Annotated in this window: 23 protein-coding genes; 9 read left to right on the top strand and 14 right to left on the bottom strand. The window is 64.0% G+C overall.

Annotation, left to right across the window (positions count from 1 at the left end; translation table 11 throughout):
* The first annotated feature begins 708 nt into the window (after positions 1-708).
* Positions 709-1173, top strand: coding sequence for a hypothetical protein (locus XCSCFBP4642_RS25690; protein WP_228325781.1), 465 nt, complete (start codon positions 709-711; stop codon positions 1171-1173).
* Between the two features lie 39 nt (positions 1174-1212).
* Here the strand turns inward: XCSCFBP4642_RS25690 and XCSCFBP4642_RS0123275 are convergent, their stop codons facing one another.
* The 8 genes from XCSCFBP4642_RS0123275 to XCSCFBP4642_RS30320 form a co-directional block, all read right to left on the bottom strand.
* Positions 1213-1626, bottom strand: a complete 414-nt coding sequence (locus XCSCFBP4642_RS0123275) for a hypothetical protein (RefSeq protein WP_017173680.1) — start codon at positions 1624-1626, stop codon at positions 1213-1215.
* Positions 1623-1877, bottom strand: coding sequence for a hypothetical protein (locus XCSCFBP4642_RS0123270; RefSeq protein WP_017173679.1), 255 nt, complete (start codon positions 1875-1877; stop codon positions 1623-1625). The genes XCSCFBP4642_RS0123275 and XCSCFBP4642_RS0123270 overlap by 4 nt, the downstream gene beginning before the upstream one ends.
* Positions 1878-2160: 283 nt before the next feature.
* The gene (locus tag XCSCFBP4642_RS0123265; RefSeq protein WP_029221886.1) at positions 2161-3618 is read right to left on the bottom strand and encodes a hypothetical protein; all 1458 of its coding nucleotides are present in this window, start codon (positions 3616-3618) and stop codon (positions 2161-2163) included.
* Between the two features lie 204 nt (positions 3619-3822).
* Complete coding sequence (parC, locus tag XCSCFBP4642_RS0123260) at positions 3823-4176, bottom strand: ParC family partition-associated protein (RefSeq protein WP_228325780.1); 354 nt, start codon at positions 4174-4176, stop codon at positions 3823-3825.
* 102 nt (positions 4177-4278) lie between these two features.
* Positions 4279-4536: a plasmid partition protein ParG gene (locus XCSCFBP4642_RS0123255; RefSeq protein WP_017173694.1), complete on the bottom strand. Its 258-nt coding sequence runs from the start codon at positions 4534-4536 to the stop codon at positions 4279-4281.
* Positions 4533-5162 (bottom strand): ParA family partition ATPase, encoded by a 630-nt coding sequence (parA, locus tag XCSCFBP4642_RS0123250; RefSeq protein WP_017173693.1) that lies wholly within the window; start codon positions 5160-5162, stop codon positions 4533-4535. The genes XCSCFBP4642_RS0123255 and parA overlap by 4 nt, the downstream gene beginning before the upstream one ends.
* 79 nt (positions 5163-5241) lie before the next feature.
* Positions 5242-5883, bottom strand: a complete 642-nt coding sequence (locus tag XCSCFBP4642_RS0123245) for a recombinase family protein (protein ID WP_017173692.1) — start codon at positions 5881-5883, stop codon at positions 5242-5244.
* On the bottom strand, positions 5883-6389 hold the full coding sequence (locus XCSCFBP4642_RS30320) for a hypothetical protein (RefSeq protein ID WP_228325774.1): 507 nt from the start codon (positions 6387-6389) through the stop codon (positions 5883-5885). The genes XCSCFBP4642_RS0123245 and XCSCFBP4642_RS30320 overlap by 1 nt, the downstream gene beginning before the upstream one ends.
* Positions 6390-6597: 208 nt before the next feature.
* Here XCSCFBP4642_RS30320 and XCSCFBP4642_RS0123230 point away from each other — a divergent pair, with 208 nt between their 5' ends.
* The 3 genes from XCSCFBP4642_RS0123230 to XCSCFBP4642_RS0123220 are packed head-to-tail and all read left to right on the top strand — an operon-like array spanning position 6598 to position 7434.
* Positions 6598-6852, top strand: coding sequence for an antitoxin (locus tag XCSCFBP4642_RS0123230; protein WP_029221884.1), 255 nt, complete (start codon positions 6598-6600; stop codon positions 6850-6852).
* Entirely contained in the window at positions 6849-7157 is a 309-nt protein-coding gene (locus XCSCFBP4642_RS0123225; RefSeq protein WP_017173689.1) for a type II toxin-antitoxin system RelE/ParE family toxin, read from the top strand. Before XCSCFBP4642_RS0123230 ends, XCSCFBP4642_RS0123225 begins: the two co-directional genes overlap by 4 nt.
* Positions 7158-7167: 10 nt before the next feature.
* On the top strand, positions 7168-7434 hold the full coding sequence (locus XCSCFBP4642_RS0123220; RefSeq protein ID WP_029221883.1) for a hypothetical protein: 267 nt from the start codon (positions 7168-7170) through the stop codon (positions 7432-7434).
* Positions 7435-7738: 304 nt separating this feature from the next.
* Here XCSCFBP4642_RS0123220 and XCSCFBP4642_RS0123215 read toward each other — a convergent pair whose 3' ends face one another.
* From XCSCFBP4642_RS0123215 to mobA, 6 genes are read right to left on the bottom strand one after another with little or no spacing between them, the layout of a single operon-like run.
* On the bottom strand, positions 7739-8254 hold the full coding sequence (locus XCSCFBP4642_RS0123215) for a hypothetical protein (RefSeq protein WP_029221882.1): 516 nt from the start codon (positions 8252-8254) through the stop codon (positions 7739-7741).
* A 2-nt stretch (positions 8255-8256) separates the two neighbouring features.
* Entirely contained in the window at positions 8257-8697 is a 441-nt protein-coding gene (locus XCSCFBP4642_RS0123210) for a hypothetical protein (protein ID WP_017154726.1), read from the bottom strand.
* Complete coding sequence (locus XCSCFBP4642_RS0123205; protein ID WP_017154727.1) at positions 8694-8993, bottom strand: hypothetical protein; 300 nt, start codon at positions 8991-8993, stop codon at positions 8694-8696. Before XCSCFBP4642_RS0123205 ends, XCSCFBP4642_RS0123210 begins: the two co-directional genes overlap by 4 nt.
* Entirely contained in the window at positions 8990-9535 is a 546-nt protein-coding gene (locus tag XCSCFBP4642_RS30315) for a hypothetical protein (RefSeq protein ID WP_029221881.1), read from the bottom strand. Before XCSCFBP4642_RS30315 ends, XCSCFBP4642_RS0123205 begins: the two co-directional genes overlap by 4 nt.
* 4 nt (positions 9536-9539) lie before the next feature.
* Positions 9540-12005 (bottom strand): TraI/MobA(P) family conjugative relaxase, encoded by a 2466-nt coding sequence (gene traI / locus XCSCFBP4642_RS0123195; RefSeq protein ID WP_029221880.1) that lies wholly within the window; start codon positions 12003-12005, stop codon positions 9540-9542.
* A complete protein-coding gene (mobA, locus tag XCSCFBP4642_RS0123190; protein WP_029221879.1) occupies positions 11995-12390 on the bottom strand; it encodes a plasmid mobilization protein MobA in 396 nt (131 codons plus the stop codon). Before mobA ends, traI begins: the two co-directional genes overlap by 11 nt.
* A 398-nt stretch (positions 12391-12788) precedes the next feature.
* Here mobA and XCSCFBP4642_RS0123185 point away from each other — a divergent pair, with 398 nt between their 5' ends.
* From XCSCFBP4642_RS0123185 to XCSCFBP4642_RS30310, 5 genes are all read left to right on the top strand, one after another.
* A complete protein-coding gene (locus XCSCFBP4642_RS0123185; protein ID WP_017154703.1) occupies positions 12789-13094 on the top strand; it encodes a hypothetical protein in 306 nt (101 codons plus the stop codon).
* A gap of 42 nt (positions 13095-13136) precedes the next feature.
* Positions 13137-14846 (top strand): type IV secretory system conjugative DNA transfer family protein, encoded by a 1710-nt coding sequence (locus XCSCFBP4642_RS0123180; RefSeq protein ID WP_017154704.1) that lies wholly within the window; start codon positions 13137-13139, stop codon positions 14844-14846.
* Between the two features lie 11 nt (positions 14847-14857).
* Complete coding sequence (locus tag XCSCFBP4642_RS30420; protein WP_017154705.1) at positions 14858-14989, top strand: hypothetical protein; 132 nt, start codon at positions 14858-14860, stop codon at positions 14987-14989.
* 40 nt (positions 14990-15029) lie between these two features.
* The gene (locus XCSCFBP4642_RS0123170) at positions 15030-15386 is read left to right on the top strand and encodes a hypothetical protein (protein WP_029221878.1); all 357 of its coding nucleotides are present in this window, start codon (positions 15030-15032) and stop codon (positions 15384-15386) included.
* A gap of 111 nt (positions 15387-15497) precedes the next feature.
* Positions 15498-16244, top strand: a 747-nt coding sequence (locus tag XCSCFBP4642_RS30310) for a DotA/TraY family protein (protein WP_235048319.1), incomplete at its 3' end; no start/stop codon positions are given.

The following is a 16244-nucleotide window of genomic DNA, read 5'->3' as shown; positions in this document are numbered from 1 at the left end:
ACTTTCTGGACATACCAGACACTCCAATCTCTGCCTCAAGCGCCCCTGCATTCCAGGAGGTTGCCAACCAGTCGGAGCTGTCGGTGCCTGCGGGAGAGTCTGTTGATTGCCCTGCAATCGCGCCCCCCCCCCTCCATCGAGCTATTCCCATGGCGTTGGACACTATCCCGCCCCTTCACCTTCAGCTTCATTGATAGCCAGTTCGTCCACGCATGCGACGGTCATGCCGGCTACCGCCAGCACGGGAAAGGGACCGACTCCCCCCGGCCTTCCCTCACAGGCTCCCGGCTCGAGCACGGCCCGGCCAATTCCCAGATCCACGCTGGCCGGGCGCCAGAAGGTGATCGACCCGGAAACGGGGGAAACCGTCTCAAAAGGCGCGCTGGCCGCGCGCCAGAAAAAGCGGTTGAACCGCCCTGGGCCGTGATAAGTGCGCTTTCAAGCTTCGAGTAGGCCCGGCACGAGGTTGGCTCGCTCAGGACTCACCTTGAGGGTCGGCAGGGATTGGTGTAAGAAACCTTTACTTACAGCAAGTTAGCTCACTTTTGGCTGTTTTTTACACGAATCCCTGCCGACCCTCATGGAGGGCACCGACCGGCACTGGTGAAGGCTTAACTGACTTCCCTGTTCCATTGCTCCCCGAACCCCTTCAAGGACAAGAGCCTAGACGCGATCCTCGGCGCCGACACCAAGGAACAGCATCAAATCGTGTTCGGCAACGTGCCGCCGGGCGGCTCGCCGCCAGATGGCGCGATTGCCCCGGCCGAAGCGGCGGCCGGAAACATGCAGCTCCTGCTCGCCCAGCAAGCCGGGCAGCCCGTCGAGGACTATCTATCGGATGCTGACAGCTTCGGTGCCCTGCCCGGTCCGCCGGTCGGCGCATATGAAACCCTGTCGGTGAACGAAATGCTGGCGACGGAAGCGGCCCGCCGGTTCCAGTCGGCGGACTGGAACAACGAGCTGACGCGCGTCACCAGCCGCGCGCTCTATGTGGACTTCGTGCGGGCGCAAGGTGTGTCGAACTACTTGCAGGAAGCCATCTACGACAAAAAACAGAGCGTCGAGGCGCTGCTTGCGGTGCTGACCAGCCAGCGGCTTGAGCATGTCCGAAAGCGCACGGCTGAGGCGCAGGAAAGGGCTGTGCGTGGCGACGCCGTGCGATCCGTGGAGTAATTCTGTAAATACGATTTTACGGAATTACGATTATACGACTTAATGCCCCGTCCAGCGTGCCCGCTGCGCGGCGCGCAGCTCGGGCATCTCGTCCAGCCCGCCGCGCTCGATCCAGCGCCACGCCTCGGCCAGCTCGCACGGCAGCCCTTCATTCCACGCCCGCACGTCCTCTAAGCCGGTGCCGGTCCATCGCCCGGTCACAACCCCGACCGTGTGGCTGTCTCGGCCGACACGCACGCCGTATTCGATCAGCGCCGCGCCGCCGGTCATGGCTTCGGCAAGCTCGATGCGCAGGAACGCGAAGTCATCGGCGTATTCCCGGCGTGAAAGGCTCGGCGTAACCAACCGTTCACGGATCAGCGAGGCAACCCCGATCACGGCCCGCCACCATCGACCATCGGCTGCGATTCGCTCTCGTAGCGCGTCCAGCTCGGCGGTGTTCTCGTCTGTCACTGCAAACCCTCAAGGCGCTTGACCGCCGAAACGAAGTCGAGCCGGAACAGGTGCATCGCAAGGTCGATAGCCCCGCCGCCGCCCTTCTCGGCACGAGTGTCGAACCATTTAGGCCCAGTCGCCAACAGCTCCACGCCGCCGCCGCCGATAGAAACATTCACGCGAATCGTCGTCTTGTCCTTGAGCGGCCGGAAATCGGGGTCGCGCTTCCAGTAGACGCCCAACAGGTCTAGCCCCTCGGGCACCGGCATGTCGCGCAGCCGGGCTAGCAGCTCGGTCGGGAAGGATCGGCGAGCGCGGCTCACTGGCGTACCCCTGCGAACTGGACCGGGGGCCGCGCCTGACGGCACGGCGGGCTACTCGGGAAGGGCACGCAACGGCCGCCGATCCCTTCCCCCGAACCCCCTTCCCTCTCCGGCCGCAAAGCGGCCTGCGCGCCGCCTACGGCGGCTTGCCGGGCTACTCGTGTTATTTCAACACGGGGGCTACTCCCGGCCTGCGGCCGGAGAACCGCGCCACACGTGAAACATGCCATCATGCGGAATCCTCAGTCGCGGGGGCTACGCCATTAGAAATAGGGGAGGGACTTTGGACACCAGCGGTTCCCGCCTCCGCGCCTGTAATACGGGAGGGACTTTGGACGCCCTCTCCTGCCGCATACAGAGCCGCCAGCGACTTGCTGACGCCCAGCCGGGCAGCGATGGCCCGGACGCTCAACCCCTCGGCTCGCAGCGCCTGCGCGGCCCTACGACGCTCCTGCGCGCCCTCTAGGTAGGTTTCCCGATCCACAGCACCCGACGCCCGCCTGCGCGCCTCGTCGCGCTTCCTGTCGCGTTTACGCCGCCGTTCGGCGGCCATGTCTCGGGAAATAAGCGTGCGGAGCTGCCGCTGCTCGTCGTCGGTGATCCTGAACAGGGAAATGAGGCTGTCGTTCTTGGGCGTGTACAGCGGCGGGAGCTGGCGGCCGCCGAAAGTGACCTTCTCGCCTGCCTCAAACGCCTTGGCCTTGCCGTAGAGCGTCATCAGCTCCTTGCTGCGGTAGTTCCATGCTGGGTCCAGTTCGCCGGCGAGCGCGGCCGCCTCGTGGTACATCTGGCTGCTGTGCGTCGCGCCGCTCAACAGCAGGAAATTGACCCGCCAGAACAGATGCTGCATGCGCTCGCCTTCCTGCACGCCTCCGCGCAGCTCGGCCAGCTTCCGAAGATCCTCTAGACGGTCCCACGCCAGTTGTCGGCCGGAGAAGCCGCGCAGGTTGTCGGTCTTGCCGCCGGGCAGGAGCTTGAGCTGCCGCCGCTCGACGCGATCGCGGCGCTGCTGCTCGATGGTCCAGCGCGCCACCGGCAAAAGTGCCTCGGCCATGAACTCGAACCCGTAGCGCACCGGCTCGCCGTCCGGGCCGTGTTGGACGTGGACGACGCGGCAGACGTTGCCGCTCTTGGTGTTGACGGTGTTGACCAGCCGCAGCACGCGCGAGGCGTCCTTGGCGATGGGATCGGCCCCCAGCGGGGCGAGGCGGTCCACCAGATACCGCTGGCAGGCGTTCCAGCGGGGCAGCGCCTGCCGCGGAATGGTGCCGTCCAGCAGCCATTTCGCCTGAATGCCGCGGCCGCTGTAGACCAGCAGCGAGGGCGTCGGCAGCCCTTCCTCGGCGCAATGGTGCAGGACGGCCGCCGCGAGCTGTTCCGGCGTCCTGTTCGCGGCCCAAGGCAGCCGGTAGGTGTCCAAATCAGCGAAAAGCAGCCCGATCCGGGCCAGATTCACCACACGGCGGTTCGGAACCCTGAACTCGGCCTGCGACAGCCAAGTGTCGCGCGTGGGGTCCACCATCGCCAGCACGGTCGGCATCACGGCCAGCTTGTAGCTGTCCTGCTTGCGGTGACTGCCCTGCCCTACCAACAGCGAGAAATAGCCCCAGCGGGCCGTATCGTGGTAGGCCCCGGCTTCATCTTCGGGACCAAATAGCGCGAGCTGCGCCGATGATCGTGTGTCCACCTACCCTCCGGGTCCGGGCCTGCGCGAAAAATCCGCGCATGCGCCATTGCGTCCCGGAAGCTGGCGAGGTAGAATTGTTCTTAGCGTTAAGAACGTTCTACGGCTTTCCAGCCTTCGGAACAGATACCTGCAAACCCTCCGTGCCACCGGGGGGTTTTGCTTTTTCTGGCCCGGCTGCGGTGCCACCCGCCGCCCGAGCGCCTGTTACGTCGTCGCCTGCTCCTTCTTCGCTGCCCGCTGCTGGTATTTCAGCGTGCGAGGCGTCCAATTGTCGATCTTGGCCGCCCACTCGGTGATGCCCGCCTGCTGCAAGATGCTGGCTGCGCCATCAACGGACTGGAAGAAGCGCGGCCGCAAGGCTCGCTGCACTCCCAGCACGCGGTTCTGGTTCGCCACGCGCAGTACGATCACCAGCCCTTTCTCGTCGTCAACCGAACGGATGCAAGCACCTTGCACGGCACCGGCACCGGCCAGCTCACGGAAAATGGGCGGCGAAACAATGGGGACCGACTCCAAATCAACGTCATACGACTCAAGCATGCCCGGATTCTCGCTCATTTGCAACGCTAGTGCAATTAGCGTTGATTGCCGATAGTTGGATTATAATCCATCTCTGCGATTTCCGTAAAATCGCAAAGGCGCAAATACAGAATTACGATTTTACGATTTTCGTGACCACTCGCGCAGCAGCTCGCGCGCCACGTCCGCGATCTTCACGCCCTCGTCGGCGCACTTGCGCTTGATGTCCCGATGCAGGCTTTCGGCCACGTCGATGGTCAGCCGCTTCATCTTCTCGGCGGGTTCGGCAGGCGCGGTAGCCGTAGCCGGGGCAGCACGTTTGGAAACCCATTCGTCGGCGTTGCCCGCAGGTGCAGGCCGGGCGGTCGGCTTGCCGCCAATCTGGATTTTCTTGCTCATCGTGCGAACTCCATCAGCTCCTTGCGCACGGCCTCAATCTCGGCCGCTGCCGGTCCCTCGGCGTCGATTTCATGGACGGCCTGCCCTCGTGCGACGGCTTCGGCGAATACGACGCGCTGCGTGACGGATGCCGCCAGCGCGGGGACCGGATAGGCGGCGAGGGCTTCGCCCACGTCGCGGCCAATCGCCGTATTTACGATTTTACGATTCACCACAAATGCGGCTTTCAGTGCGTCCTTGTAGACGCGGGCCTCCTCGATCAGCTTCACGACTTCATCGGCGGCCCATATGTCGTAAGGCGAAGGCTGGACCGGGATCAGCACCACGTCCGCCGCCATGATCGCCGAGCGGGCGAGGTCGGTCACACGCGGCGGGCCGTCGATCACGATGTGTTCGTAACCCTGCCCGAGCTGGGCAATGTCCTTGTGGACGGTCGGCCGGGGAAACCCGACCACCGAGAACAGCGGTTCGCCATCGCGAGCGGCGGCCCAATCCAAGGCGCTGCCTTGAGGGTCGGCGTCGATCAGCAAGACGCGGGAGCCGTCCCGCGTGAGGCTGGCGGCGAGGTTCACGGCCAGCGTTGTTTTCCCGACGCCGCCTTTTTGGTTCAACAGACCAACGATCACGATTGACTCCTTTTCCGTATTTACGGAATTACGATTTTACGATTTTACAGATGCAAGGCAAGTGGCTTGTGCCGCCCGCCTACGCTTCCGCCTGTGCCTTCTGGTGTTCGGCCCACACGCGCTTGACGGTCGCCGGGCTGCATCCGGCAAGCCGTGCCGTGTCGGCGATGCTGCGGCCAGCAGTCCGCAGCGCGACGATGCGCTCGTGGGCCTTGGTATCGGCCTTGCGGCCCGTATAGCGGCCCTTCTTCTTCGCCAGCTCGATGCCCTGTCGCTGCCGCTCGCGGCGGTCCTCGTAGTCGTCGCGGGCCATCTGCAACGCGACGCGCAGGAGCATATCCTGCACTGCGTCCAGCACGATGCGGGGCACGCCCTGCGCAACGGCAGCAAGCTCGGACAGGTCCACGATGCCCGGCACAGCCAGCCGCGCGCCCTTGGCGCGGATCGCCGCGACAAGCTGCTCCGCTTCTTCGAGCGGCAGACGTGAAATCCGGTCGATCTTCTCCGCAATGACCACTTCGCCGGGTTGCAGGTCCGCGACCATGCGCAGCAGCTCGGGCCGGTCAGGACGTGCGCCGCTGGCCTTCTCGCGGTACACGCCCGCGACGTAATACCCGGCGGCCTTAGCCTCGGCGATCACGGCATCCTGCCGCTGCAAATCCTGTTCGTCGGTGCTGACGCGCAGATAGACGCGGGCGATCTTGCGTTCCAGCTCGGGCATCAGGCCGTGACCTCAGCGTCGACTGGCTCCGTGACTGAATCGAACCAGCGACGGGCGTGCAGACATTCACCGGCCGTAGGGCGGGACAGCTCGACAAGGTCGGCCATGAACGCCATCAACAGGGCTTCCGGCGCGACGTGGGCGCGCTCGCAGAATCGAGCGAACGGGCCGGGCAGGGGCAGGGTAATGGCATTGGTGTTCGTGCTGTTCATCGGCTCGGCTCCTAAGAACCACTGGTCGGCATAGGTCTCGCCGCGCTTGTCGTATGTTGCGAAATCGAACGACCGATTGGCTTCCCTCGATCCGGGCCGCCGCTCGCAAGAATTGGCGTAGTTGGCCAGCAGCTCGGCATCTTTCGGCAAGTCCTCGATGCCCTCGAACTGTTCCAGCGCAGATTCCAGAACCTCGACCGGGTGTTCGCATACAGCGATTCCGGCGACTTCTTCAAGCACCTTTCCCGACCACTGGCCGGACGGTGTGCGGTACACATGCAAGTAGTGTGGCATAGAGCCTCCGAGTGGGCCGGTTGAACGGCGAAATAGGGTTTACCCTTTTGAGCCATCCTAGCTGGGCATGGCTCAAATTTCAATAGCCGATCCTATTTAGCTAGGCTCAATCTGCCAATTCATTTTAGCCAGTCAGCAGGCATTCAGGGATGGCCCCTGACCTCCATATGTGGTAATGTGGGGATGTGGGAATTTACGAGGTGATCGCATGAGCCGCTTAACCATCGACATGACCGACCAGCAGCACCAGAGCCTCAAGGCGCTTGCGGCGTTGCAGGGCAAGACGATCAAGCAATACGCGCTCGAACGGCTGTTCCCCGGCGACACCGACGCCGATCAGGCGTGGCAGGAACTGAAAGCCCTGCTCGGCGACCGGATCAAAGCCGGGCTGTCCGGCAATGTGTCGGACAAGAGCATCGACCAGATTCTTGATGAAGAACTGGCCGAAGGTGGCCGTGCTTGAACTACGTCCTGACCGACGACGCGGAAGCCGACTTGCGCGGCATCATCCGGTACACGCGCAAGGAATGGGGCGCGACGCAGGTGCGCACCTACGTCGCGACGCTGAAAGCGGGCATTGCCCGCGTCGCAGCAGGGCAGGGCGTATTCAAGGAACTGGACGCACTCTATCCCGCGCTGCGCATGGCCCGCTGTGAACATCACTACGTGTTTTGCCTGCCGCGCCAGAACGCGCCCGCGTTGATCGTTGCGATCTTCCACGAGCGCATGGACCTAATGACGCGACTGGCCGACAGGCTCAACGATTGAGGATCGACCGATGACCCGCCCGCGCTACACGCTGGATGCCGTCCTCGATGGCGTCGCCGATCCCGCTGCGATGCCGGAACCGGCATGCAAGCGCCTTGACCCGATCCGGCCGGGCGAACCGCCAGTGCGCCGCCTGACCGATGCCGAACTCGTCGCACTGCGGGAGGAAATGCGCGAAGCCGGGCAGCGCATGAAAGCTCGCCTACGCGCCCGCGAAGCCGCCCGGAATGCCGGGACTCAGCGTTTCATCGCATCGGCCGACCGCCTGCCATCATAACGCGCTACCGTAACGTAACGCGCTACGATGCCCCGGGGTGGCGGGGTGTCCCCGCCGGTGACGGGCCGCGCCCGCGCGGCCGCTCTGGCTGTCCCGTGAACCGCCCACCGCCGCACCGCCTCGGCGCGGCCGTCGCCCATCCGCTGCCGCACACCATCCCCGCGTCCACGCTGACCCAATTTTCTGTATTTACGATTACACGATTTTACGATTGAAAACGGATTGTCCACGGCCGGGCCGCAGGCCCGCCCCCGGCCCGGAGACCTCCATATCGGAGGGCCGGGGGGAAGCGGTGGGCAACCCATCAATGCAGCTTACTGGAATCATCCCCGCGCCAGCTCTGCCACCGCGCAGCCATCGCAGCCGTCACGCCTCGCGCGTCGGCGTTCATCAGCGTGTGGTGCGCCTGCACGACCGGGCCGCTGACGCCCGGCAGGTCCGCGTAGATGTACGGGGCAAACGCCCGCGCGAACGCGCCGAAGTCAGCCACCGGCACACCGTCGAGCGATGCCGCGACCTCGCCGACGATCTTCCCATCAACCGGAATCCACCGCGCCCGGAAGTCGCCACGCTGCCGCCGCTGCCCGGCTGCGTCCACGTCGCCGAAGTCCAGCCAGACCGCCAGCGGCCCGGCATCCGGGCGACCGGAAAGGGCGACGATGTAGCGCGATGCGTCGCCCAGCTCGCGCGTTAGCTCGTCGCTGACGCCGAACAGGCCGGGACCGTCGCAGTCGCGGAAGATCGCCGCTAGGACTTCGCGGCCGAACACGGGCAGGGCAGGGTGGTCGATCAGCTCGGGCAGGGCAGGGGATGGCTGCATCGTCAATGCCTCCGTGTGGACCGGATCGGCGCTTTCAGGGCGGCCGTCATCGCGCGATGCTGGTCGATTTCAGCGTGCCGGGCTGTGACCGGCCCGGCCATGACCGGCAGCCGCAGGTAGTCGAACAGCACGGCGGCGAACGTCGCGAAAGGCGCTTGCTCGCCGTCGAGCGTCGCGCGGGCCTCGGCGATGCGCTCGCCATTCCACCGTGCGAACAGCTCGCCCAGCTCGCGGCGATTGCGGGCGTCCGCATCCTGCGTGCCGAACTCGATCCAGACGGCCAGCGGGCCATCATCCGGGCGGCCCTGCGCGAGGACGCAGTAGTGAGTCGCGGTGCCCAGCTCGCGGGTGATTTCATCATCGCGCGGCCAGCGGCCGGGGCCGGGCACGTCGCGGAACACGTCGCGCACCACACCGGCGATGTAGGGCAGGGGATCATTCATCGGTCTATTTCCGAGTCATCGCGGCCGCGCTCGATGGGAAATTGCCGCATCGCTTCCGCAAGCCACATCGCCGCCGCATAGTGAGATTTCGACGCTTCGGAGTCGCGGCCGCGCTGCGCATACAAGGTGCGGGCATGCTCCGCGACTTCTCCGGTCGGGTCGGCGGCGATCAGGCGTAACAGCCCGAGAAACGCATTGCGGTCGCCGCGCGACAGAATTTCATCGACGCACGCGAGTGTGAGCCGGTCATTGCTGAATCGTACCGATTGCCCGAGACGGGCTGCATCATCGTTCACGGCTGTTTCCTCTTGGCTTGCTCGTATGCGGCAATCGTCTGGCGACAATGCCGGTCATCGAACCGCAGCGACCGCCGAACCGATGCGGGCGGCACGCGCCCGGCGTGCTCCGGCGCGGCAGGCGGCCATGCCCCAGCGTCCCAAAGCTGTTTGCGCTCGGCCTCGGGCATGGTTTCAGCAATACGGGCGGATGGCTGCCACCACGCGATCCATTCCGCTACGTCCCGCGCGGCGGCAGGTTCCCACGGGCCATCAATCGCAAGCGCCAACGCAATGCGGTACGCCTCGGCGTTTTGTTCAGGCGTAGCCGCTGCGCGCAACATCGACAAAATCGTGATCCGATGCCCGATCATCGGAGCCGTGTCACCCTCCCGCCAGTCAAGCATCCGCACGTTGTCCGCATCGACGCCCGCCGCGATCAGCATCCGGGCAAGATCAGCGGCATCAACCGAACGAAAGTGCTGGCCTGTTGGCAGCTCGGCGACAAGCTCGTTACCGTCGAGCGTGACTGTAACGGCGCTTTTCTGTATCGCAAAAGCCATCGGTCTATCTCCCTATCTCTGGCCCGTTGTTTGCCGGAGTGTTGTCGTCATCGCGACCGCGCTCCTGCTGCTGCTCGCGCTCGGCGGCCTGCTGCTTTTGCTTCTCTGCGCGCGCGCGAACTTCGGCCTCGCGCCGGGCGCGGGCGTCGTCGGGCTGCTGCTCTGGTGCTGTGTCCTTCTCCTGCGAACTGGTCGCCATGAGCGCGGCCATGCGGCCGCTGGCCCATTCTTCATGCTCCCGGCTATATTTCTCTTGGGCCTCCTTCCACGCCTGCGCGCGGAACTCGCGTGCGTCAGGCGCGTCGCTGCGCAGGTACGCCATGCGCTCCTGCACCTGCTGGTCAATCTTGCCGTGGTCGCGGTCCCATAGATTGCGTTCCTGCCGCTTCATCCAGCGGGAAACCACACCGGACGCCAGCGCCGGGTCCGGCCGCTCGCCGTACCGTTCGCGGAACTCACGTTCGAGCTGCTGCCGGTACACCTCGCCCGCCTGCTGGATCGCCAACGCCTCCACGACCTCCTGCACCGGCTCCACGGGTCGGGGCCGGGCAAGGGCAGCCGCTGCTTCCTCGGCCGTCATCCTGCGCGCGGGCGGCTCCTGCGGAGCCTCTGGCGGCCGCTGCGGGCTTCCGCCGTCGCTGGCGATGGTTCCCCTGTGCCGCGTCCAGTCCGGCCGCTGGCCGGGCGTCCGACGCGCTTCCTGCCGCTCGCGCAGGCCCTCGATGCGGCGGCGCTCAAGCTCGGGATCGCTGAATCGAACGTCAAGCCCGCGTTCCACGGCAACGGCAAGCACGCGCTGCCGGAACTCGTCCGGCCCGGTGATGTTCAGCGCGGTGCCGCCGAACTTCTCGCGCGCGAGCAACAGCCCGGCCTCGATAGCGTCGGCATCGCGCTGGCCTTCGGTCGTGTAGTCGATCCTGCGGCCGGAATCCCTGAATGCGTCGCGGCCGTCGAGCTGGTACGCCACGGTGCCGGTGTCGCGATCCACGTTCCAGCTCACGCGCTCCGACAACCGGCGCGGCGGGGCCGGATCATGCACTTGGCCGTCGCTGACGGCCAAGTGCGGCCCGTTCTCGGCTACTGCGTCGGCACGCTCGATTTCCCGCGCCTTGCGCTTGTCGGCATAGGCCCAGCCCCTGACCTGTCGGATGGCGGCCGGGTCGCCTTCTTGCGCGCGATCCGCAACCCAGCTCCGATAGTCCTGCGGCCGCTCTTTTCTGAACGTCTCACGCTCGGCTTTGATCGCCTCGGCCAGCTCCTTACGCTCGGCCGCCGCCTGCATTGCCGCGACGCTGTAGAACGCCCGGCGTTCGGTAGGCGACAAGCCGCTTTCACGGATACGCTCGCGCTGTGCCTTCGCCTTCGTCGCCAATTCGCGGCGTCGCCGCTGCTGGCCTTCGTACATGTCGGCGCGGGCCGGGGCCTTCGCTGCGTTCCAGTCGGTGCGATAGCTGTCATAGCGGCTGCGCAGCTTCGCCCGCTCGAACGCCCGCGCATCGCGCTGTTCCTCGCGCATCTTGAGATCGCGCTTCGGCCGCTCCTTCACGTATTCCCGGCGCGGTTCCGTGCGTGCAATCTCCGGCGTCGGCTCCTGATACTCGCCCAGCTTCGATTTCAGCCGAGAACCGCCCAACGCCTGCGCCATCGTGGACGCTTTCACTGGAACCGCATTTGGGTCGCTCGTGCTGTGAATCGCGAAGCCCGGCCCCTTGGGTTTGATCGCTAGACCATGCACCCCAAGCGCCTTGTGCAAGGCTTGCCAGTCGCCGCCATTCTGCAGTGCCGCCAGCGCGTCATTTTTCGGCTCTCCCTGCACGTATGACGCCAACGATTCCGCGTGACTGAATGCCTCCATTTTGCGCGCCTGATCTGGCTTGTTCTTGCCCTTGGCTTCACGTTCCGCGATACGCGCTTGGGCGCTGGCGTGCCTGTAATCGACAACCTTCTCCCCGCCCTGTTCACGCACTACAAACGGGCCTTGTTCGACATGCTGCCAGCCCTGGGCAATCTCGATTTCGCGAGCTGACCGAACCGCCGTCATATAGCTGTGATTCAAACCGGCAGCCCTGCCGGTTTCAGGATGCACACGATTGGCAACAAAGTGAATATGCACATTGTCGGTGTCCCGATGCACGGACATGACATACTGGTGCCCCTCCATTCCCTGATTTTTCAGATGCAGAAGTCCAGCCTCGTGCATCTGTTCATCGGTTGGGTTCTCGCCCGACTGCCAGCTAAGCACACCCGCGAAAACCGGGTCTTTGATGCGTGCGCTCAAGGCGGACGTTCCCCACATTTCAATCGCCGCCGTTTCCAACGAATGGCAGTTCGTGAATGTCGTCACCATACCCCGGTCGATCACTTCCCCGGTCTCGGGGTCGATCTGGTCGCGCAGACTGGCGATGTAAGACACCGCCGAATGAAACGATGTGCCGCCATCGTTGCGCTTGCCGAAAAGCTCAATAATCATCAGGCCCGGCCTCGTCGTCTAAGCCCATTTCGGCCTCGTCCGGTCCAAGCCGCTTGAGTGCCAATGTCAGCTCGTCGCCCGCCGCTTTCAATGCCGCAAGCACGGCAGAATACTCGGCGCTTCGCGCCTTCCCGCCTTCATAGAAAAGGTGTTTTTGTAGGCCGCCCAGCCGCCGCATTTCTGCCGCCACGCCCACGACTTCCGCGACTGCTAAGCGGTCCTGCCGGTCGCGCAGCTTCCGGCCAAGCGACGCGGCCCGGATGAATGCCGACACCGTGTTCCCCGATGCCGCCGCCTTCTCCTGCACGTCCGCATATTCCTCGGGCGTCATGCGCGCATAGGCAACGACAGTGCGCTTGCGCGTTTCAGACTTCTTGCGCGCCATCGCGAACGCTCCATCTGGCGGCAGCGCCGCAATGACTGGCCGCACGGCGGCGGGGTCTCGGGGCGAAGCCCTGAGCAAGATTGTTTAGGCTGGTGAAATGAGGGCGAACGCCCGAATTGAACCGGCCGGTGCCTGACTGTCCGCTTGCGGACGGTCGGGCAAAACACAGCTTGCCCGCGCTCTTTATATGTCGCCGTGCAAAACAATGGCGGCACGGTATGCCGCGACAATGGGCACAAAGCAAAATCAAATGGCGGCGAGCGTTTAGCATGTCTCGTGTATACCACAACGGCGGTTTGTTGACTAGACGACACGAAAGCCCGATGATTTCGATACCTGCGCTATCGTGGTAACGGCCGGGTACAGTTGACATCATCCCAACACCAAGCGAGGCAGACATGGCCGCGACCAGGCGCAAGACCTACGAACCCGACATTTTCCGCGCGCTCGATCAGGAGTTCGCTGCCGCGCCAGAAGTGCCCGCAGGCGAGCGCCCGGCCACCGCTGCGGAGCTGGTCGAAGCCCTGCGCGGCCGGATCAAAGAAATGGCCGGCAAGGGCTACACGTTGGATCAGATCATCGAGCGGATGAAAGCCAAGGGCATCGAACAACCGCCCGTGCGAGCCGTGAAAGCTGCAATGCGCGGCGATACCGCCCGCCAGAAGCGCCCGCGCCGCAAGCCTGCATCGCAGGCGGGAGCTTGAATGCAACGCGGCCGGGCGCGGCGCTCCTCAAGGGAATGAGCTATGCCTGAAATCCAAGTCGGCGAGCGCGGGAACGCGCAATGGTTCAAGTATGTGATGCTGCCGCGTGTCGTCCTGTTCGTGCTGGCCGCGTGGCTGGGAATCTGGATCGGCACATGGCCGTTCGCTCCGTCCGGAATGGCCCGCGCAGGGTACGCTTTCAATCTGGCGCTCTGGACCGGTATCCCCGTCAGTATCGCGTACATGCTATATCTTGGTTGGCGCGACCGGAAGGCGGACAAAGAAGCCGCAACCCAGCCAGCAGCAACGCAGGACGTTGACGACGCGCAGCGCGAGGCATGGCGGCACGATTTCAAAGGGCTTTTCATCGGCCATTCGACGGGCTTTCTGCAAGCGCGAAAGCCCGACAATTCGGGTTGGCCGACGCCCGAAGGTGCGCCCATTGAGCTAAGCCCGGAAGATGCCGCAAAGAACATTCTGGTACTCGGTGGCATCGGCTCAGGTAAGACAACCCGTTCCGTCAATCCGCTGCTCTCTCGTGTGCTGCAACAGAGCCCCGGCGCGCTGATTTTCGACATAAAAACAGATTACCGGGACACGGCGGAGAAGATCGCCGAAGCCTGCGGCCGGTCAGTCAAGATCGTGGGCGACGGCGGCATGACGTTGAACCTGTTCCGGGGATGCACGCCGGAAGTCGCCGCGTCCTACCTGAAAAGCTGTTTTCTCACCGAAGGGCAGGGCCACGGCGACAGCGCGTTTTGGGTTGATTCTGCCGTCGAGTCGTGTCGGCACGCACTCAACCTCCTGAATCTGCTCGATCCGCCGAATTACAGCATCGCCGGGTGCTATGAAGCCGTGTTCTATGACAGCGTGCGCGACAAGCTACTTGCCGCCGGAGCCGAGCAAATCGAGAGCATGACAGACCGGCAACAGCGCCTTTTCTTGCAGTCGCAACGGTTCTTTGTGGAAGTCTGGAACAAGCATGATGAAAAGCTGAAACGCAACATCATGGGAACCATCAATTCCGTGCTGTCGCCGTTCAACCATCCCGACCTTGTAGATGCCTTCTCGCAAGCCAGCGTGCAGGGCGAGGCCGATCTATCGGAATTGATCCGAGACGGGGCCGTGTTCATCGTCAATTTGCCGGTCACGAAGTACGGCAAAGAAGGCGCACGCTTCGCTTACCTGCTGATAAAGCTGCGATTCTTCACGATGATGCGGGAGCGCAAGCAACATCCCGAGTGGGATCAGCAGCGGCATGTGGCGTTCATCTGCGACGAATACCAAGCAATCATTGATCCCGTGTCCGATGGCGACTTTTGGGACAAGAGCCGCAGCACAAAGACGGTCGGCATTGTTTCCATGCAAGGCGTCGCCTCGTTGACGCAAGCCTTGGGCGGAAACAGGCAGGCATCGGACGCGATACTGCAAAACTTCCGGCAGCGCATCATCTACCGTACCGAGGACACCGAAACGCTGCGCATGATCCAGTCCGTTTTAGGACAAGTGGACGTGACAGTGACAACGGGCAGCGCGAGCTATTCCGAGTCCCGCAGTAACCCGACCGGCCTGCACGGCAGCGCAAGTCGCAGCGAGTCCACAAGCGAGACGGAAAGCACGAGCATGACGCGGCAAGAGCTGTTCGGCCCAGCCGACATGCGTGCTCTGACTGCCGACGAATGCCTGTTCATTGGCAACATCGCGGAACGCTCGGTCGATGAAGTGCTGCGCGTTGAACCCCTGTATATGTGAGGCGTGACGGCATGGCTTGGAACAAGAACGCGACGGGCAAGAGCTGGGAACAGGTGCGGATTTTAGACCTCCGGTTTGCGAAAGCTGGGCTGGCGTTCGGCGTGATTGTCGGCGTGCTCGCTGGCCTCTTTTTCCTGCCCTGAACTGCTACGCTTGCCAGCAGGCAACAGCGAGGGCAGCGGCATGGCTTGGGACGTGAACGAGTTAGCGCGGCGCATCGACCCGCGCGGGAGCGGCGGGGTCGTGGTCTATGGCCTCATCATCGCCGTGGCGGTCTACGTGGCCGCCTCACATACATGGCGCACAGGTCGGGCGGAGATGCAGACGCAGGCCGATGCACAGGCGCAGCAGCTCGCCGACGCGCAGGCTGCAAAGCTGGAAACCGCGCGACTGGCGGCGCAGTCCGTAGTCGATCTACATCAGCATTGCCAGACTTACCCGGCCGATTATGGGTGCGAAAACCTACACGGAAAGTCACTTGATGAAGTGCTGGAAATGCAGCGTAAACAGCAAGCAGAAGCCATCAATTCCGTTCGTTAAAAATGCCACCCTCTGCACACCATAAAGCCACTTATTGCAAGCTAGAAAAATCGGTGCAATCCTCGCGGTAAAGCTACGCGCGCGCGTAGCGTGGAATTGCCGCCGATGCCAATGCCATTCAGCCCTTGCCCCTCTGACGGGGAACCTTGCACCGATCAGTCGGTGGCGATCCTGCGCGAGGTTTTCGGCCCGGTCATTGACCAGCTCGCGGCCGGTGCCGACCCCGACACCGTAAGCGCGACGGCAAACATCCTCGCGTCGATGTTCAGCGTGTTCAATTCTGGCGTGCTGGTCGTCGGGTCGCTTATCGTGTCCTACGTCGCGGCAGTCGGCGTTCTGAATACCGCGAACGATGGCGAAGCGATGGGCCGGAACTGGTCGTCGCTCTGGACGCCCGTTCGTATCGTCGCAGGTGGTGCATCGCTGCTGCCGACTGCAAGCGGCTTTAGCTTCATCCAGCTATTCGGCCTCATGGTCGCGCTGTGGGGCGTGGGCCTCGCAAATGCCGTCTACGACAAGGGCGTCACGCTCGGGCTGCTCAAGCCCGAAGGCTTGATCGCAACCGTCAATGATCCCGGCAGCCAGTATGGGCTGCGCCAGTTCGCCCGGCAGTATGTCGCGGCGAGCTACTGCGCGAACGCTGCAAATTCGATCTTTGCAGGCTTCGGCGGAAACACGCCGCAGGTGCGTGCCAATAGCGAGCCCGACCGCGTGTTCAATGCCGGAGGCCGACGCGAATACGTGTTCGAGATCAAGGACCGGAACCGGACGACGAATCTGGCCGGTGGCGCCCCCATTTGCGGCACAGTGAAGGTCGCCGAGTACCACGCCCAGCCTCGCGACGACGCGACGGCGCAA

Origin of the sequence: Xanthomonas cassavae CFBP 4642 (assembly GCF_000454545.1) — a bacterium.
Taxonomy (GTDB): domain Bacteria; phylum Pseudomonadota; class Gammaproteobacteria; order Xanthomonadales; family Xanthomonadaceae; genus Xanthomonas; species Xanthomonas cassavae.
This window is presented reverse-complemented; position numbering and strand designations above follow the sequence as displayed.

Coding starts and splice junctions, on each gene's coding strand:
- XCSCFBP4642_RS0123270 (WP_017173679.1), bottom strand. CDS start 1,877: ATGCCGGTGCCCGAGGGGCTAGACCTGTTGGGCGTCTACTGGAAGCGC.
- parC (WP_228325780.1), bottom strand. CDS start 4,176: ATGAGCGAGAATCCGGGCATGCTTGAGTCGTATGACGTTGATTTGGAG.
- XCSCFBP4642_RS0123255 (WP_017173694.1), bottom strand. CDS start 4,536: ATGAGCAAGAAAATCCAGATTGGCGGCAAGCCGACCGCCCGGCCTGCA.
- XCSCFBP4642_RS0123245 (WP_017173692.1), bottom strand. CDS start 5,883: ATGCCCGAGCTGGAACGCAAGATCGCCCGCGTCTATCTGCGCGTCAGC.
- XCSCFBP4642_RS30320 (WP_228325774.1), bottom strand. CDS start 6,389: ATGCCACACTACTTGCATGTGTACCGCACACCGTCCGGCCAGTGGTCG.
- XCSCFBP4642_RS0123230 (WP_029221884.1), top strand. CDS start 6,598: ATGAGCCGCTTAACCATCGACATGACCGACCAGCAGCACCAGAGCCTC.
- XCSCFBP4642_RS0123220 (WP_029221883.1), top strand. CDS start 7,168: ATGACCCGCCCGCGCTACACGCTGGATGCCGTCCTCGATGGCGTCGCC.
- XCSCFBP4642_RS0123215 (WP_029221882.1), bottom strand. CDS start 8,254: ATGCAGCCATCCCCTGCCCTGCCCGAGCTGATCGACCACCCTGCCCTG.
- XCSCFBP4642_RS0123210 (WP_017154726.1), bottom strand. CDS start 8,697: ATGAATGATCCCCTGCCCTACATCGCCGGTGTGGTGCGCGACGTGTTC.
- XCSCFBP4642_RS30315 (WP_029221881.1), bottom strand. CDS start 9,535: ATGGCTTTTGCGATACAGAAAAGCGCCGTTACAGTCACGCTCGACGGT.
- traI (WP_029221880.1), bottom strand. CDS start 12,005: ATGATTATTGAGCTTTTCGGCAAGCGCAACGATGGCGGCACATCGTTT.
- mobA (WP_029221879.1), bottom strand. CDS start 12,390: ATGGCGCGCAAGAAGTCTGAAACGCGCAAGCGCACTGTCGTTGCCTAT.
- XCSCFBP4642_RS0123185 (WP_017154703.1), top strand. CDS start 12,789: ATGGCCGCGACCAGGCGCAAGACCTACGAACCCGACATTTTCCGCGCG.
- XCSCFBP4642_RS0123180 (WP_017154704.1), top strand. CDS start 13,137: ATGCCTGAAATCCAAGTCGGCGAGCGCGGGAACGCGCAATGGTTCAAG.
- XCSCFBP4642_RS30420 (WP_017154705.1), top strand. CDS start 14,858: ATGGCTTGGAACAAGAACGCGACGGGCAAGAGCTGGGAACAGGTGCGG.
- XCSCFBP4642_RS0123170 (WP_029221878.1), top strand. CDS start 15,030: ATGGCTTGGGACGTGAACGAGTTAGCGCGGCGCATCGACCCGCGCGGG.